Source organism: Streptomyces sp. NBC_00038, from assembly GCF_026343635.1.
GTDB lineage: Bacteria > Actinomycetota > Actinomycetes > Streptomycetales > Streptomycetaceae > Streptomyces.
The window spans coordinates 3,454,303-3,472,435 of the sequence record NZ_JAPELQ010000001.1 but is presented as its reverse complement, the minus strand read 5'-3'; the positions used below and the strand labels follow the sequence as shown (position 1 = coordinate 3,472,435).

Annotated in this window: 9 protein-coding genes; 1 reads left to right on the top strand and 8 read right to left on the bottom strand. The window is 71.8% G+C overall.

What is annotated here, in order from left to right:
- Positions 1-17 precede the first annotated feature (17 nt).
- The 8 genes from fxsB to OG219_RS15765 form a co-directional block, all read right to left on the bottom strand.
- A complete protein-coding gene (fxsB, locus tag OG219_RS15800) occupies positions 18-2,252 on the bottom strand; it encodes a radical SAM/SPASM protein FxsB, inactivated metallohydrolase extension form (protein ID WP_266827016.1) in 2,235 nt (744 codons plus the stop codon).
- Between the two features lie 139 nt (positions 2,253-2,391).
- Positions 2,392-2,571, bottom strand: coding sequence for a hypothetical protein (locus OG219_RS15795; protein ID WP_266827014.1), 180 nt, complete (start codon positions 2,569-2,571; stop codon positions 2,392-2,394).
- 461 nt (positions 2,572-3,032) lie between these two features.
- Entirely contained in the window at positions 3,033-4,478 is a 1,446-nt protein-coding gene (locus OG219_RS15790; RefSeq protein WP_266827012.1) for a GAF domain-containing protein, read from the bottom strand.
- 165 nt (positions 4,479-4,643) lie between these two features.
- Positions 4,644-5,681, bottom strand: a complete 1,038-nt coding sequence (locus OG219_RS15785) for a rod shape-determining protein (RefSeq protein WP_266827010.1) — start codon at positions 5,679-5,681, stop codon at positions 4,644-4,646.
- Between the two features lie 141 nt (positions 5,682-5,822).
- On the bottom strand, positions 5,823-10,532 hold the full coding sequence (locus OG219_RS15780) for an SAV_2336 N-terminal domain-related protein (RefSeq protein WP_266827008.1): 4,710 nt from the start codon (positions 10,530-10,532) through the stop codon (positions 5,823-5,825).
- A gap of 466 nt (positions 10,533-10,998) precedes the next feature.
- Entirely contained in the window at positions 10,999-12,012 is a 1,014-nt protein-coding gene (locus OG219_RS15775; RefSeq protein ID WP_266827006.1) for a MoxR family ATPase, read from the bottom strand.
- A gap of 46 nt (positions 12,013-12,058) precedes the next feature.
- Positions 12,059-13,816, bottom strand: coding sequence for a trypsin-like peptidase domain-containing protein (locus tag OG219_RS15770; RefSeq protein ID WP_266827004.1), 1,758 nt, complete (start codon positions 13,814-13,816; stop codon positions 12,059-12,061).
- Entirely contained in the window at positions 13,813-14,163 is a 351-nt protein-coding gene (locus OG219_RS15765; RefSeq protein WP_266827002.1) for a CU044_2847 family protein, read from the bottom strand. The genes OG219_RS15770 and OG219_RS15765 overlap by 4 nt, the downstream gene beginning before the upstream one ends.
- Positions 14,164-14,402: 239 nt before the next feature.
- Here OG219_RS15765 and OG219_RS15760 point away from each other — a divergent pair, with 239 nt between their 5' ends.
- A complete protein-coding gene (locus OG219_RS15760) occupies positions 14,403-18,038 on the top strand; it encodes a S8 family serine peptidase (RefSeq protein ID WP_266827000.1) in 3,636 nt (1,211 codons plus the stop codon).
- Positions 18,039-18,133 lie beyond the last annotated feature (95 nt).

Here is an 18,133-nt window from a genome sequence, read left to right as displayed (position 1 = left end):
ACCCGGAGGCCGCCGCCTCAGGCGAGCTCGTGTGCCTTCGCCCGTTCCTCCCACTCCATCCACAGCTGCTCGACCAGCGCGGATCCGCTCTCGGTGAGGTCCCGCTCAGGCAGCGCGGACAGTTCGGTGAGCGTGCTGTGGGCCCGCTCCAGGGCGTCCGCCCGTGATCCAGCCTCCGGGCGTTCTCCGGGCGGCGGGCTGCAGGCCGCCGTGCCGATCGCCTCGCAGGCCGCTTCGAGCAGCCGCCCCGCCGGGCTGCCCGCCAGGGTCAGGTCCGTCGTCTCCCGGAGGCCGGTGAACCTGGCCCGGTACCCGAGCCGCGGCAGGTGCAGCAGGAACTCCTCCGGCTCCAGGTCGACGGCCACGCCCAGCGCGCCGGGACCGTGCTCGCCGAGCTGGAGACCCGAACCGGCCTCCAACGGGGTCACGGTCGTGAGGGCGAGCGCGTTGACGTCACTCCGCCAGCCGGGCATCCGCTCGTCCATCAGCTCGTGCGCCCGCACGAGACGCTTGCGGAACACGCGGCGCTCGCCGGGGTCCAGGGTAGGAGCGACCGGGACGGGGTAGCAGTCGCGGTAGGGGTCGGTGTCGTCGATCACCAGCGTGGGGCCCAGGGACGTCAGAGGCCGCCAACTCGGGGGATTGTCCTCCCCGTCCGGCCGCACGGACAGGGTGTCCCGCCCGCCGGTGCCGTGGTGTACACGGAAACCGTCCGTCGTCACCTCCACCTCGATCCTGCCGGGCTCGGGCAGCCTCAGGGTGCCCAGCGTCGGAAGGTGCAGCTCCGTGTCCCGCTGCTGCCACGACAGAGTCACGGCGGAACGTGCCCGTACGGCCGTGGCGACGACCAGGGATGCGAGGTGGGCCGTGTCGGTGGGGCCGCCCCAGGAGCGGCGCAGCGCGGTGCGTACGTACGGGTGCGTCAGGACCGTGTTGAGATGCGGGGCGCAGTGCGAGTCCCCGTCCAGCAGCAGGAGGGCCGCCCACACCGTGTCCCAGTCGTCGTCCTGGTCCGTGCCGCGGTCGTTCAGCCTGACCAGTAGTCCGCGTGTCAACTCCTGCTGTGCGTAGCGGAGTTCATCGCTGTCGTGCACGGCGGGGGACAGCGCGCGATCGGTGATCCGCTCGGCGACACCCTCGATGAAGCCGCGCAGGTCCGCGCAGAACACGGACGGGTTGTCGAAGCCGCTGCCGGTGCGGTACCGGTGTGCGTAGAGCCCGCCGCCGCAGGAGTCCAGGACCGGGCACTTCCGGCAGGTCTCGCTGACGCCCTGGATGCCCAACTGCCGGTCGCGCACACCGGGATGCTGGGCGAACTCCTCGAAAGTGTGGTGGAAGACGTCGTACCCGGTGGCGGGGGCTCCCGCGTAGGCGGTCTTGAGCGAGTCGGCCTGCTCGAAGGCGCCGTCGGTCTCCACCACCGCGAGATCGGAGGGGGCCAGGCCCATCGCCTCCGTCAGACTCGGGCCGCCGCGCAGCGTGCTCAGCACGGAGTCGAAGGTTCTTACCGGCACCTGGCGCCCCTGCTCCTCCCAGCGATCGAAGATCTTGAGGAGCCAGTCGGCGTACGGGGTCTTCGATTCCGTGGATCCGAGCAGGTCGGACGGCCAGGCAGGCGGAGGGTTGTCCCAAGTGGAATGCGGAAGGAGATAATCAATACGGGGCGGATCCAGCGCGGTGAGCGCATCGTGCACCGTGACGGGATCATTCGTCACGTCCACGGTGCAGAGCAGTCCGACATAGTGGTGCCGGAATTCGGGAGTCCGCAGAAGGTCGATCCCGCGCAGCACCCGGTCGTAACTGCTGCGGCCCCGGCGGTCCAGCCGGTGACGGTCATTGGCGACCTGGTCTCCGTCGAGGGAGACGCTGACCTTCAGATCGAATTCGTTGAAGATCTCCAAATGCTGTCTTCGTAGCAGCATGCCATTGGTGTGCATGCGGAGATCCAGAGTGGTGACCGGGGCGAGAGCGCGGGTGAGTTCCTCACAGATATGGCGTAAGCGGGCCGGACCTACGAGGAGGGGCTCACCGCCGTGCAGAATTACCGAGAAGGAATCGATTCCCTGGGCTTCCGCATAGCCCGAAAGGCGCTTCGCGACCTGCGCGACCGTTTCTTCGGAGATCACGGCCGGCCGCGTTTTCCAGCTCTGGTCCGCATGCTCGTACATGTAGCAGTGATCGCACGCCAGATTGCACCGGCTGTGGATCTTCAGGACCAGTTCCTGGATGTTGGTCGCGTCACTATAGGGCACTTGGCACAGCGAAGGGGGCCCTGGGGGGCGCTGTCAAGTCAACGTTGTGCCAAAGGAGTTGGCGCCGGGCGTACGCCCCTGGGGTTCCCGGCGCGCCGGGGCGCGGGAACCCCAGGTCATGATGCCTGGTGCTGCCTTTTCACAGCCCCGCGTTGAAATGCGGGTTCTTGGAGTGTGCTCCGGCGATGTCGGTGAGCCGTCCGGTCGAACGGGCGACGGCGGTGGTGCGGGTGTTGACGGCCGACAGTGGTGTGGGCCGCTTGTGCGTCGCCCGGGAGTCGGCCGAGTCGCGCTGGATCGTCATGCCCCTGGTGTTCATGGCTGTCTCTTGCTCCGATTTCTGACTAAAGGCTCAGCCGGGTCGGGCTCGCCGCAAGTGGGGACTTCCAACGGTTGAGACCTGAGACAGTCTGAGACCTGAGAAGGGCTGGTGAGCGGGACCTTACCGCAAGGAACACGCCATGGCTCGGCAGTCTGGCGAGCTCTCAACGCATGCTCAAGTATGCGGGTGACCAGCGAGAGCAGCCATTCCTGGTCCGACGTCCGCATACGGGGCGGAATCTCTACCTCCGGTTTCTCTTGGAGCTGATAACGAGAGGCGCGTCCGTCGGAGTGAGTGACTCGTTGCGGTCATATTCACTCGGTATGTGCGGCCTGGCGTTACGGCTGGTGAGCGGGAATAGGAGAGAGACGTCAGTTCGGCAGGTGCAGGGGGAGCATTGCGGTGACGACCGCTCGACCGGGCGGGCGATCGGGCCGGGCGGTGTGCCGTCGCCGGATTCACAGCGGCGACTGCCACGTGACCGTCGTACCGGGGCCCTCCCCGTCCTCCCCGGCACCGTCGTCGTACACGGTCAGGCGGAGGCCGGAGCGGCCGTCCGGGAGGGTCGCCGTCGCGTCGACCGTGACCTCGATGCGGGACACCCCGGGGCGGCGCGACGCGGCGGCCAGCTTGCGGCGCAGGGCGGCGAGGAGGTGACCGGCGACGGGCTCGGAGACGCGGTTCTCGACGGCGCCGGTGAAGCGTACGGACGGCTGGAAGCCGAGGACGGCCGCCGCGCCCGCCGTCTCGCGCAGGATCTTGCCGCGGAAGGTGGTGGGGGCGTCGGCGGGCGGCTGCTGGAGGGCGAAGATCGTTGTGCGGACCTCTTGGATGGTGGACTGCAGCTCGTCGACCGCACGGCCGAGGGTGGCGTGCACGTCGGTGTCGCCGCCCGCACCGTCGGCACCGGTGGCACGGCGTTGGGTGGACTCCAGCATCATTCCGGTGGCGAACAGGCGTTGGACGACCAGGTCGTGCAGGTCGCGGGCGATCCGGTCGCGGTCCTCGTAGACCGCGAGCCGCTCCCGGCCGTGCTGGGCGTCGGCGAGGACCAGCGCCAGCGCGGCCTGCGAGGCGAACTGCGTGGCGAGCAGCCGCTCCACCGAGGTGTACGGCAGGTCGCCGCGCCGGCGGGGCAGGGCGAGCGTGCCGATGAGGCGGCCGTCCGCCTGGAGGGGGAGCATCATGCTCGGCCCGAACCGGCCCCGTACCCGCGTTGTCATCCGCGGATCGGTCGCCGAGTCCTCGATGAACACCGGTTCACCGCCGAGGAGTTGCTCGAGAACGGGACTGCCCGGCTCGATGACCGTGCCGACGATGTCCCCGGGGTCGTCCAGGGTGGAGGCGGTCACGATCTCCATGCCGCCCTCCGGCGTGGCCTGGAGGATGACACCCGCCGCGGCGTCGGCGAGCACCCGGGCCCGCTCGGCGACGGTCATCAGCGCGTCCGCGGCGGCCTCACCGGTGAGCAGCGCCGTCGTCACGGCCGCCGCGCCCTCGATCCAGCGCTCGCGCTGCCGGGCCCTCTCGTACAGCCGGGCGTTGCCGATCGCGATGCCGGCCTGGGTGGCCAGCAGCTGCAGCAGCTGCTCGTCCTCGTCGGTGAACGGGCCGCCCTCCTTGTCGGCGAGATGGAGGTTGCCGAACACCTCGTCGTCCACGCGGATCGGAACGCCGAGGGAGTTGTCCGCCCCTGCGGTCCCGCCGTCGGACGGACCCGCCGTACGGATCTCCACGAGTCCGTCGAGCCCCGGGTCGGCCACGCCCAGCGCCGCGTACCGGGCCCCCGTCAGCTCGGCGGCACCGTCCACGATGTTCTGGAGCGTGACCCCCAGTTCGAGGTCGGTGCCGACACTGAGGACGGCTTCCAGGAGGGGCGGGAGACGGGGGGCGGGATCGGTCATACGGGGTGCCTCTGGCGCCGGGGGCGGGCGTACGGAGGGGGGTGGGGGCGGTCGTACGGGGTCCCTCCGGCGCCGGGGACGGGACGGTCGTACGGGATGCCTCCGGTACCGCGGACGGGAGTGGCCGTACCGGATCCCACCGACTCCGCGGACCGCCGGGGCGTGTCAGTCCGCCAGCGGGTCGAGTACGAGCGGCTCGATCCTGCCCTCCAGCATGTAGCCGAGCCCCTGGATGGCGCACACGTCGGGCCGTTCCGCGATGTGCACGGGCATGCCCGTCGCCTGACGCAGCATCTGGTCGAGGCCGGGGAGCAGGGCGCTGCCGCCGACCATCATGATCCCGCGGTCGGCGAGGTCGGCCACCAGATCGGGCGGGCAGGAGCGCAGCACCTTGCCGATTCCGTCGAGTACGGCGGTCAGCGGGGTCTGGATGGCATCGCGTACGGCGGCGGTGTCGACCTGCACGGAGCGCGCGAGGCCGGTCGCCACGTCCCGCCCGTGGATCTCCGTCGACGCCGGACCGTGCGGGGTGAGGCCGTTGCCGGAGAGGGCGAGCTGCAGGGGCCGTACGGCCTGACTCGGCAGCATCAGCTCGTGCTGGTGGCGCAGGTGCTGCACGATCGCGTGGTCGACCGCCTCGCCGCCCACCGGGATGCGCTCGGCGGTGACGATCGAGCCGAGCGACAGCACGGCGAGCTGGGTCGCGGCCGCCCCGCACACCATGACCATGGTGGCCTCGGGCCGCTCCACGGGCAGCCCGCACCCGACGGCGGCGGCGATCAGCGTGTCGACCAGCTCGACCCGCCGCGCACCCAGTCCGACCAGCGTCTCGATCGCCGCGCGCTGCGCCAGCGGGTCCGCGTCGTGCGGCGTGCAGGCGGCCGCCCGCAGCCGCGGCTTGCGGCGCAGGGTGCGGCGGACCTTGTCACCGAGCAGCTGCCGCAGCATCCGCTGCGCCATCTCGATGTCGACGACCGTGCCGCCGGACACCGGCCGGACCACCCGGATGTAGTCGGGCGTACGCCCCGTCATCTTCTCCGCGAACTCGCCGACCGCGATCAGCGCGCCCGTCTTCGTGTTGATCGCCGCGACACTCGGCTGGTCGACGACCAGTCCCGCGCCCTTCACATACACACGGGTCCTCGCCGCGCCCAGATCGACGGCGAAGTGGCAGCGGCGCAACTGCTCCAGACTGTCGGTCATGGCAGATCCTCCCGAGAGCGCAGACGGTGGGGCTCCGCCGGGCGGCGGTCCTCTCTCGCATCGTGCGGTCGCTGACGGGGTGTCGCCTTCTGTGGGGGGCCGGGTGGGGTGCCGCTGGACGGGTGGTCTTCGGCGGGCGCCCTATCCGATGCGGATCACTTCGAGGATCGGTGCCAGGGAAGTGACGGTGTGTTCGCAACCCGCCCGGGTCAGATTCCTCTCGATCCCCTCGCTGTGGGCGTAGCCGATGAAGGGGAGGCCGATCGAGTGCGCGGCGGTCAGTTCGGCGACGGAGGAACCGATGAATACGGCGTCCGAGGGGGAGGCGCTGAACTGGTTCAGGGCGCGGTGGAGGCAATCGGGGTTCGGCATGAGCAGGGTGAGGTCGTTGGATCGTGCGTGGACTGGCACGGAGAGTTCGCGTTTCCTCAGATAGGCCATGACGGCGCCCAGTGAGTTGTCTGTGACCAGGCTTGCCCCCCGGATGGGGGTGGCGCTGAGCACGCCGACCAAGACGTCGGCGTGAGCGGTGGGCCGCGCTGAGTGGACGGCTCCCAACTCGATCCGGTCGAGTTCCTTGCGCAGGTCGGCTGCCAGCCGGTGGTCCGCGAGCGCGCGCAACAGGTCCAGTGGGTTGACGTTTCCCTCCAGGAGTGACTGGGCGGTGCCCAGTGGCGAGCCGCTCAGCGCCTCGTCCGGATGACGCAGCTCCACCAGGAGGGCGGCGAGACGCCGGGCGGCCTGCTGCTCCTCCGCGTGTCCGGGGTACAGCCGGGCCAAGGGGCCGTCGAAGCCCAGGAGTACGCACTCGGCGCCGTCCAGTGCGGCGGCCAGCGACCGCTGCCGTGCCTCCGCCCTGAGCCTGACCGGGTTGCGCGCCGGGTCCGGGGGCGGAACCTGCGGCGGCGGGGCGCCCTCGCGCAGCCGTACCGCGCATACCACCGACAGCCCCGGTACCGGCCACCTGCGCAGCGCCTCGCGCACGGCCCGCTGGGCGGCGCCCCCGCGCCCCAGCGGGTAGCGGCGCGTGATCCGGCCCGCCTGCTTGACCAGGTGGTCGAGGAGCTGCCCGGACACGTCGGCGGTTTCGCTGCGGACGAAGGCCACGGCGTCGTCGACGTGCCAGGACAGTTCCACCGACGCGGTGAAGGAGCTGCCGCCGGAGCTGCGCAGCAGCAGCTCATGACTGGCGTGATGCGTGCCGAGGTCGACCTCGTAGTAGGTGATGAGAGGCCATGAAGTGCGCTTGCCGTGGGGCTGGTTGGGGTTCAGGAGGGTCAGCGGGAGGTTGTTGGGCTGGGTGTGCACGATGGCCGCGCGACCGGGCTCGGGGACGCGGATCGTCCGGAGGTTGCGCGTCGTGAAGGGGCCCCGCACCAGATCGCGGTCGCCCGGATCGGGGTCCGGGGCGACTTCGGGCAGTTCCAGGGAGCAGTGCCAGGCCAGCGGCTGGCCGGAGGTCGACGACTCCTCGTACACGGCGCCGAAGAGGGCGGGGTCGATGACGGTGGTGTCGCCGCTCATGAGGTCTTCGTGGAGAACGGGGGAGACGACGATCTCGATGGCCGGGAGGTCCGGGTCGGCCGGGAGGTCCGTGGGCGCGGGCTGAGCTGAGTGCCAGAACGTCAGCCGGACTCTGGGCAGGTCCGTCAACTCCAGGAGGATGCTGGGCAGTTCACGCAGCGCGGTCTTGAGCACGGTCAGCACGGTCGGTACGGACGTCTCCGGCGGGGTGAGCACGAGGTAGCCGCCGTCGACGGTGTTCATGTCGTACTGGCCCGAGGTCAGGCCGCTCAGCGAGAGCAGCCAGGCCAGGGGTTGGGCGAGCGTGCGGTGGGCCCCCGGCCGGTCGCCCGCGTCGACGCACTCCATGACGATGACGGGCCGGCCGTCCTCGGGCAGGGCGTGCAGTTCGTGGTAGAGCTCGCGCCAGATGGGCCCCAGCTCACCGGACTGGCGCCGCTCGTGCTCGTCGTACGCCTCGATGGCCTCGGCGATACGGCCCTGGCCCTTGAGCGCGAGGATGTGCAGCCGTTGGAAGTCCTCGCGCTGGGGGTGGGAGCGGAGGAGTTCGCCGAGGTCGATGGCCGCCTGGTCGAAGTCGCCCATTTCCAGGTCGAGTTCGGCCCGGGTGGCGCAGAGGGAGAGGCGGTGGGCCCGGAGCCGGCTGCGGGCCGTTTCGGCGGCGGGGCCGGGGACGCCGTCGACGGGGTCCCCGATCCACAGGTCGAGGGCCTTCTGGGTGAACTCGCGGGCTCTCGCCAGGCTCCCGTTGTCCCGCATCGACTTCGAGGCGGTGATGAGGTGTTCGACGTGGATGACGTCGACGGTGGTGGGGTTGGCGTGCAGGGCATAGCCCTCGGCGGTCGTGGCCAGGACTCCGGGGCCCAGGGTCTTGCGCAGACCGGCGGCGTACGTGGCCAGCAGACGTTCGGCGCGCTGCGGGGGCCGGGACCCCCACAGCCCCTGGATCAGTACGTCCTGCGTCACCGGCCTGCCGCGCTGGAGGAGCAGCATGCAGAGCAGGGCCTGTTCCCTGGGGGCGAAGGCGGGGAACGTACGGCGGCCGTCCTGCCGGATCTCCACGCGGCCGAGCAGTTGGTAGAGGTACCGGGTCGCCTCGGCGGCCTCGATGACCTGGGAGAAGGAGGGGGTGAGGAAGAGGTCCCTGCCCCGGCGCTGAGCTTCCACTTGAGAGGAGGTGAGCGGGGTGAGGCCGTCGTCGAAGAACGCGCGGAAACGGCCGGGGATTCCGCCGAGTTCGGGGGCGACCACCCCACGTGCCAGCTCCCGGAGCAGGTGACCGAAGTCGGCGAGGTCGGTCGTTTCACCGCGCCAGGCCGTCCTCCCCAGCGCGAAGTTGATGATCTTCACGGTGTCGTCCGGGCGGATGAGCAGGCCGTTCGGCGTGAGGCGGCCGTGCGCGACGCCCTGTTGGTGCAGCGCCTTGAGGGCTCCGGCGACCTGCTGAGCGAGGGGCGCGAGCAGGGCGATGGGCAGCCCGAAGCCCCCCTCGGCCGTCAGCTCCGCCAGGGTCAGCCCCTCCACGAACTCCGTGACGAGATAGGGGATGTCGCCCTCGACGCCGAAGTCGTACACCGCAATGACGTTGGGGTGGTCGACGGCGGCGAGGGCGCTCGCGTCCTGCAGGAACTTCCCGTGCTCCAGCGGTTCTCGTGCCGAGTACGCGGTCACCACCACGGTCCTGTCGGCCCGCGTGTCCTCGGCCAGCATCACCCGCTTGGCCCGCCCCAGCCGCCGTACGATCCGGTACCGGCCGAGCACCAGCCCTCCGGGCGGTGGCGGCGACACTCCGCCCAGCCGCCGCACACTCTCCTCCCGCACCGCCGCGAACGGCTCACCCCCGGCGGAGGCATCCCCCTGCCCCGGGACCAGCACCGGGAACTCCCCGGCGGCCATCCCGGCCCGTGCGTCGATCAACGCCCCTATCCGGGAAAGGAGTTCGGACGTACGGCTGTGGGCGGTGCGCGGCAGGGTGTGCAGCAGGAGTTCGCGTACGCCGGGACGGAAGACGTACGAGCCGGGTGCGCCCGGGGTGCTGCTGAGGACCCCGCTGAGGATCACCTCGGCGAGATGGCGCGGCTGCGGGCTCTTCTCGATGGCGGCCTGCACCAGACGCATCACCGGCAACTCCGGGCGCCCGACGGCCAGATGACCGGCGAGCCGGAAGGCCTCGGGGGAGGCGATGGAGCGGAAGCGGAGGACGAGTTCCTCGGGAGAGAGCTGTTCGACGTCGCTCCGGCCCTGCTCGTCCACCGGGGCCGGCGGCGGGGCGAGGTCCAACAGGGCGATGGAGCCGGGGAGATGGGGGGAGCCCGCGACCAGGGACGACCAGTTCGCCAGCCAGGGAGCCGACGGTTCCAGGACCGGGAGGGGGAGCGCGCCGGCGTCGGTGGCGTAGGAGCCCACGGCGTACGTGGAGTTGGGCGCCGCCGGCCAGGGCGAGGTGATCCGCGCGGTCGTGGCAGGCAGGGCCGTGGTGCGCCACAGGCGTTCCGGCAGCGGCTGGAGCACGGCCACCGGCATATGGGTCGCCCAGCGGCGCAGCGTGCGGTACCAGCCGGCGCCCGCGGGGCCGCTCCGCCACTGCGGGCCCATGCAGTCGCTGACCAGGAGGGTGACGGTGCGCCCGGCGGCGTACGACTCCTGCGAGCCGGGGCGCACCACCGTGCCGTCGGCGGTCAGCCGGTGCAGCTCCACCGTGCGGAAGACGCCCGACTGGGCCAGGGCGGTGTGCAGTTCACGGACCAGCGGGCGCCAGACCGGCATGGTCGGCCCCGAGTCGTACACCAGGTGCAGGGTCAGCCAGCGTTCGGTGCTGGGGCGCAGCACGGGCACCCACCAGCGGGGCGCGGCGCCGAGCCGGGCGATGCGGTGCGCGGTCGCCTCCTCGTCGATCTCCTGCCCGACGGGCGCGTCCACCCGGCGCTTGAGCGGACGCAGGGTGCGCTGGATGGCGAGGGGGTGCGGCAGCATCGGGGGAGCGGGGGCGAGGAGGGTGGTGTGGGGGCCGGGGCGGGGGTCGTCCGCCGCGTCGTCGTTCTCGCCGTTCTCGTCGGCGGTGCCGGGCCTGGGCAGCAGCAGGGGGACGCGGTCGTCGGGGCGGTGGGATCCGGCGGGCGGGTCAGGGTTCGCGGGGGGTACGTCGTCCGATGTGCCCGGGTGCGCGGGCACCCCGGCCGGCGTCCGAGGTGGAGCTGCGGCGCGCTCGCCGGGCCGGGGCGCGGCGGGAGTCGCCTCGCGCGGGGCCGCGATGTGGCCCGCGAGCCACAGCAGCTCCGCCAGCTCGACGGAGGTCGGAGGCGCCCCGCCCGCCGCCCGCCCCAGCAACTCGGCGAGTTCGGCGGGGCCTTGGCGGCCTGGGTCCGGATGCTCTGCGGGCCGCGGCGGCTCTGTCGGCTTGATGGGGGGCGGTTGCTTCCCGTCCGTTGCCCGGCCTGGCGATTCGGCGGGTTCTTTGTGGGCCGGGTTCGGATGCTCTGCGGGTCGCGGCGGCTCTGTCGGCTCGACGGAGGGCGGCTGCTTCCCGTTCGTCGCTCGGCCTGGCGACGCGGTGGGTTCTTGGCGGCTCGGGTTCGGATGCTCCGGGGGCTGCAGCGGCTCTGTCGGCTTGATGGAGGGCGGTTGCTCCGCGTTCGTCGCCCGCTCCGGCGACTCGGCGGGTTCTTCGCGGCCCGGGTCCGGATGCTCTGCGGGCCGCAGCGGCTCTGTCGGTTCGACGGAGGGCGGTTGCTTCGCGCCCGCCGCCCGGCCCGGCGGCGCGGCGGGCCCTTCGCGGCCCCGGTCCGGAGGCCTCTCAGAACTCATCGTCGTCCCGGGTCCGGCTCAGGTACGGCATCAGCTGCTCCGCCAGGTCGTCCCGCGACGCCGCGTCGAGGCCCGCCGCTCCCGTCAGGTAGATGGCGTTGAGGAGCTGGTCGGTGGCGAGTTCGCCGCCGGTGCCCCGGGAGAGGAAGCGGGTGATCAGTTCGCGGGCGTAGCCGTCCGGCTCGCCGAGGTGGGCGCGGACGATGCTTTCGAGGTGGGCGTCGCGCGGCTGGTGGAGTTCGAGGCGGACGCAGCGGCGCAGGAAGGCGGGCGGGAACTCTCGCTCGCCGTTGCTGGTCAGCACGACGAAAGGGAAGGCGCGGCAGCGGACCCTGCCACGGGAGACGGTGGCACGGTCGTCCGTACCGGCGATCATCACCTCGGCCGCCGGGGTGTGGCGGGCGGACCGGACCAGCTCGGGGATCTCGTACTCGCCCTCCTCCAGGATGTTCAGCAGGTCGTTGGGCAGGTCGAGGTCGCTCTTGTCGATCTCGTCGATGAGCAGGGCGCGGGGGCGGCGGTAGGGGAGGAGCGAGGTGCCCAGCGGGCCGAGGCGCAGATGGTCCTGCAGCTCGCTGTCCGCCGGGAGTTCGCGCGCGGCGGCGCGACCGGCGTCGTACAGCCGGGAGAGCGGGTCGTACTGGTAGAGCCCGTCGTGCAGGGTGGTGCGGCTGGTGATGTTCCAGCGGAGCACCGGGCCGAGCTTCAACTCCCTTGCCACCGCGTACGCGAGGGAGGACTTCCCGCTGCCCGGCGGGCCCGTCACCAGCAGCGGGCGGCGCAAGTACAGGGCGGCGTTGACGAGTTGGACCGCGCGGTCCGTGGCGCGGTAGGTGTGGGCGCGGTGCCTGCGGTCTGGGGAGGTGGCCGAGGTGTCGCCGTCCGTGGCGGGCGTGTCCAGCCCGGGGCCGCCGTCGAAGTCACGCCAGGGCGGCGGCGCGGGAAGCTCGGCGATGCCGTCGTGCGGCTCGCTCCCACCCGTGTAGACGGGCCACAGGGTCATGCTCTCTCCTCGCTGCGTTGCCGGTCCTCTCGCCGCCCTGCGGTGCTCAGCCGACCGGCGAGTGGAGGTAGCCGACGGGGTCGGGCAGACATCTGGGGTCTTCCCAGAGCAGGGCCAGGTCGTACGCCCAGTGCGGTTCAGGTGAGTCGGAGGCGTACGCCGTCTCGCGCAACTCGTGGATGTGGGAAGGGAGTTCGGACGGAGGCAGGTCCGCCAGGTGTTCGGCCAGGCGGTCCAGGAACGCGGCGCCCGAGCAGTCCTCGTGGACCCCGCCGCGCTGCTCGCCGCGGCAGCCGGTGCGCGGCCACAGCATCACCGGCACCGCCGCGTTCAGGCTCGCCTGGAACAGCCGCCGGGTGCCGTCCGCGCGCGGCGGGGAGGCGAAACCCACCATGTCGGCGCCGCGCCGCAGCCCGATCGTCAGCCGGACCGGGTCCTGTCCGACGGCCCCGCAGCCGATGCGGTGCAGCCGTGGAGCGGGCTGCGCGTCGAGGCGCTGCCACTTCTTCAGCAGCTTGTACTGCAGGCCGCCGCTGCGCCGCCGCTCCAGGTCCATCACGACGAGCGGTGCGAAGGAGCCGAGCGGGCTGTCGTCGTCGGCGCTGCGCTTCCAGTGCGCCACATCCGTGTTGAGCCAGCGGCGCGGCAGTACGAAGGCGATCAACTCCCGGGCGTCCGGCTCCAGTTCGTGGTACGCCTCGTCGATGCGCTCCAGGACGTAGGCGCGGACGCGCTCGGCGGGCAGGGGGCGTGAGCCGACCACCCGGCGGTGCCGGCCGTTGTACGCGGACACCTCGACCAGGAACCGGTGGTCGCCGGAGCCGCTGGGCGCGATCTCCACGAGGATGGGGGACCAGGGCCTCACGGCGGGGGCGGAGCGGTCGAGGGGAGCGTGCACCGGCGGAGCGCCGCGGCGGTCGTGCGGGCCCCGCGGCCAGGTCCGCAGCGCACCCCTCGTCGGGGCGTCCTCGGTGAAGTCGGCGAGCCGCGCGGCGAACCGGGCGACGGCCCCGGTGTCGGGCACCTCGGAGAGCAGATACCAGGCCGCGTCCCACAACGACGCGAACCCGCGCGACGGAACCGGCGGCCCGAACGGGCCCACGGCATCCCGGTAGAGCCGCTCGGGACCGCACTCGGGCCCCTCCGACGCCCCGTACCCCGTCACCAGTTCCCGCAGCCGTTCCTTCTCCGGCCGCCCGTACTCCGGGGTCGGGATCAGCTCGCCGAGCCGGGGCCAGTAGCGGGCCATGATGTGCGCGGGCAGCATCCGGCCGTTGCGGATCCCGGGGTCGCGGGCGGCGGCGGAGACCATGCCGACGACCCGGCCGGTGTCGGCGAGGGTGAGCGCAGCGCCGCTGAAGCCGGGTACGAGGGGCTGCCCGTGCGCGGCCCACGCCTCCAGCTGGACCCACTCGCCGGCGATCAACTGGTCGGCGGTGGCCCGGTATTCGGCGAGTGTCCCCTCGTCGTACCGCTTGGGGAACCCGTACGCGAGGAGCCTGCGCGGTGGATCGCCGTACGCGTCGGAGGGTGCCGCGAACTCCGCGGGCTTCATCGGCACATCGCGGTCCAGTTCGAGTACGGCGACATCGCCGGGGTCGGTCTCCCGGCCGTCCCAGCCGCCGTGCGCGACCACGCGCGCGGGGAGCGCGGCCTCGCCCGGCGCGAAGGAGACGCCCACCGGGTCCGTACCGCTGCGGCCGACCACGTGCGCGCAGGTCAGGACGTGCCGCTCGGTGACCAGGAAGCCGGCGCCGGTCTCACGGCCGCAGGTGATCCGCGCGTGCCAGGAGGCGCTGGTCATGGGGACGGGGTCGTCACCCGGGAGCCGTCGGACGGCCCGGGAGACCAGGAGAGTTTGACCAGCAGATGGCCCTCGACCGCGCTCTTGGCGATCAGCGCGCCCGCCTCCGCGGTGAGCTTGACCCCGAACTCGATCTCGACGGAGTCGGGACGCAGGCTGCCGTCACGGAACACCCGCAGCGCGGACTCGGCAGCGGCCCGCACGCCCTCCAGGGAGCCCTCGAAGGTGCGCGCGGCCTGGACGGTCCCGTCGCTCCTGGACACCAGCCGGGAACCGGACTCGTCCTCGACGCCCTCGACGAGGACGAGTGCCCCGTTGTCGGTCTTGAACTCCACGCGTCCGTCCATGGCGTCACGTCCCCCGTGCGTCGCGCATCCGTGTGTGACTCTGCCGCACTCCCATTGTTACGGACGGTACTTGGGGCTGTCCCGGTTTCCGCGGCTCATACCCGTCTGTTCGCACCCGTCTGTTCTGGCGGGAAGCCGCCAGGGCGCCTTCCCGCCAGGTCCCGTCAACTCATCGGCAACACAAGCCCCCCGACACTCTTCGCAGCACAAGGGCATGCCGCCGACGAGAAAGGGCGAAGATGACCAGAGGACCAGCGAGACGCGGGGCGGCGCTGTTGTCGGCCGGGCTCGTGATCGCCTTGCTGCCCACCGGGCAGGCGGCGGCCGCGGCTGACACCGGGAAGTCGACCGGCATCGGGGCGGCGAGCGTCACCGGGGCAGCGAGCGCCGCCCGCACCGTCACCCTCGTCACCGGGGACCAGGTGACCGTCACCGACCTGGGCGGCGGGAAGAAGACGGTCACCGTCGAGCGCCCCAAGGGGGCCACCGGCGCCGTGCGCACCCAGGTGGCGAACGGCACCGTCACCGTCGTACCGGACGAGGCGCTGCCGTATCTGCGGGCGGGCACCCTCGACCGGCGGCTGTTCGACGTGAGCGAGCTGATACGGCAGGGGCTCACCGACCAGAAGACGGACGAGCTGCCGCTGATCGTCACGTACGAGAAGAAGGCGCGTGCGGTGACTCCGCGCGGGGCCGAGCGGACGCGTGCCCTGCCGAGTATCGGCGGCGCCGCCGTCGACGCGGACAAGGGGCGCACCTTCTGGCAGGCCCTGACCGCCCAGGACGGCATCGACAAGGTCTGGCTCGACGGGCGCGTCACGGCCGACATGGCCGAGAGCAACGCGCAGATCGGTACGGCGGCGGCGTGGGAGGCCGGGCTCACCGGCAAGGGCGTCACGGTCGCCGTCCTGGACACGGGGGTCGACGCCGGACATCCCGACCTCGACGGACGGGTCTCGGCGACGAAGAGCTTCATCGAGGGTCAGGAAGTCGCCGACCGCAACGGGCATGGCACGCACGTCACTTCGACCGTGGGCGGCAGCGGCGCCGCCTCGGAGGGGCTGGAGAAGGGCGTCGCGCCCGGGGCCACGCTCGCCGTCGGCAAGGTGCTCAGCGACCAGGGGTCGGGGAGCGAGTCGCAGATCATCGCCGGTATGGAGTGGGCCGCGCGTGACGTACACGCCAAGGTGATCTCCATGAGCCTCGGCTCGACCGAGGCAAGCGACGGCACCGACCCCATGGCCGAGGCGGTCAACACCCTCTCCCGGGAGACCGGCGCACTCTTCGTCATCGCCGCCGGGAACACCGGCGCCCCCGCCTCCATAGGCTCACCCGGCGCCGCCGACTCCGCGCTGACCATCGGCGCGGTGGACTCCGCCGACGAGGCCGCCTACTTCACCAGCGCGGGCCCGCGCTACGGCGACAACGCCCTCAAGCCCGACCTCTCCGCGCCGGGCGTCGACATCCTCGCCGCCCGCTCCCAACTCGTGGACGGCGAAGGCTATTACGAGAGCATGAGCGGTACGTCGATGGCGACACCGCATGTCGCGGGGGTGGCCGCCCTGCTCGCCGAGAAGCACCCGGACTGGACCGGCGCGCAACTCAAGGACGCGCTGATGTCCACGTCGAAGCAACTCGACGCCTCCGCCTACGTGTTGGGCGCGGGGCGCGTGAGTGTGCCGGACGCGATCGGCACCTCGGTCACCGCAACCGGCAGCGCGGACCTCGGCTTCTACGGCTGGCCGTACGACGCGAACGAACCCGTCACCAAGACGGTGACGTACACCAACTCCTCCGACACGGCAGTGGACTTGGCCCTCGCCGTGCAGGGCGCGCCCGACGGTGTCGCGACCCTCGCCGACTCCACGCTCACCGTGCCCGCGCACGGGACCGCGGCCACCACGGTGACCGGCGACGGCGCGAAGGCGGCCGTCGGCAACACGTCCGGGCAGATCGTCGCCTCCGTGGCCGGCACCCCCGTCGCGCACACCGCGTTCGGGCTGGTCAAGGAGGAGGAGCGGTACACGCTCACTGTGCACGTCAAGGACCGTGACGGAGCCGCGACGGCTGCCGGCCTCGTGGTCCAGCAGCTCACACAGGGCGTCGACCCGTTCTGGATGCCGGTCGGCGACTCCGGCACCCTGGAACTCCGGCTGAAGCCGGGGACGTACAGCCTGGACACCTTCCTCGACGTGCGCGGCGGCAACGGCGCGGACTCACTCGGGCTCGGCTTCCTCGCGGCGCCCGAGGTCACGCTCGACCAGGACCGTGAAGTCACCCTCGACGGAAGGCAGTTGAGGGAGATCGAGGCGAAGGTCGACCGGCGGACCGAGACCCGGCAGCTCCTTATGGAGTACAGCCGGAAGGCGGGCGGGGCCGACCTGTTCGGTGCCGTCCAGGTGCCGGTGAAGTACGACAGCATCTTCGCCGCGCCCACCGCGAAGGTCACCGAGGGCACCTTCGAGTACCGGACCGTGTGGCGGCTCGGGAAGCCGCTCCTCGAGGTCAAGGGTGTCGGTGGGGCGGTCGTCCAGCCGGGCACCACGCTGACGGAGGGGCGCAGCAAGCTGCCGCTCGTGGATGTCGGGGAGGGCCCCTTCACCGGGGTCCAGGGCAAGGCCGTTCTCGCCCGGCTCGGCGAGGGCGTCGAACCAGCCGCCCTCGCCCAGGCAGCCCAGGATGCGGGCGCCAAGGCGCTGTTCGTGACCGACGACGCGGCCGGACGGCTCAATGCCTGGTTCGGTACCGACGACTACGCGGTCCGGCCGCTGCAGGTCGCCACCGTGAACGCGGCGGACGCGGCCAAGCTGCGGGCGTCCGGGAGTGTCGACATGACGGGGACGCGTAACACGCCCTACACGTACGACCTTTCGGAGGGGCACGCGGGCGCCATCCCCCGCGGGGATCTGACGTACGAGCCCGTTGACCGCGAACTCGCCGTCCTCGACACCGAGTTCCACGCCGCGAAGCCCGTGTCGGGCGGCGAGTTCCGCTACTCGATCACCGACACCTTCCCCATCGGGATCGGCTTCAAGGAGCGGATCGACTACCCGGCCGAGCGGACCGACTATGTCTCCACCGGCGCCGGACAGTTGTGGCACGAGTCCGTGGACCTCGGGGACAGCGCGCTGGAGGAGCGCAGCGGACTTGTCCGCTACCGCGGGGGCACGCACCCGGACCTCGACTGGTTCAAGCCCGTCTGGCACCCCTGGCTCGGCACCGGCCTCGGCTGGGGCCAGCAACGCGTCGGCAACCAGATGCAGTTCAACACACCCGGCTGGGGCGACTCCGGGCCCGACCACACCGGCTTCGGCGACGTGTGGAGCGCGGACAACGGCATGACCCAGTTCACTGAGGTGTACCAGGACGGAACCCTCGTCGACCGGCGCATGAGCTCGGGCGCGTATGTCTGGGACGCGCCCGCCGACGAGCACACGTACAAGGTCGTCACGGACACGACGCTCGACGCCGACCGCTGGAAGCTGTCCACCAAGGGTCACTCCGAGTGGACCTTCAAGTCGGCGGCCACGCCCGAGGACCGCTGGACCTTCCTGCCACTCCTCAACCTCGGCTACGACGTCGACACCGACCTCACGGGCGATGTGCGCGGCGGCAGCCGGGTGCCGGTGGGGATCTACGCCGAGTACGTGAAGGGTGCGACGGACACCGGAACCATCGGAGGCGGGAAACTGGAGGTGTCGTACGACGACGGGAAGACGTGGCAGACCGTGAAACTCGGCGCCGGCAAGGCGTCCTGGCGCGGGACGCTGACGGTGCCCCGTGACGCCGAGTACATCTCGCTGCGGGCCTCCGCGAGCGACGACAGGGGCGGCTCGGTGAGCCAGGAGATCATCCGGGCGGTGGGAGTGCGGTAAGCCCCCCGGGGCGGTCGGGGTGCGTAGGCCCCCCTCAGCCCCCTTTGATCAGGCGCCGCCTCCCTTGGGAGGGGGAGGCGGCGCCACCGACCCGG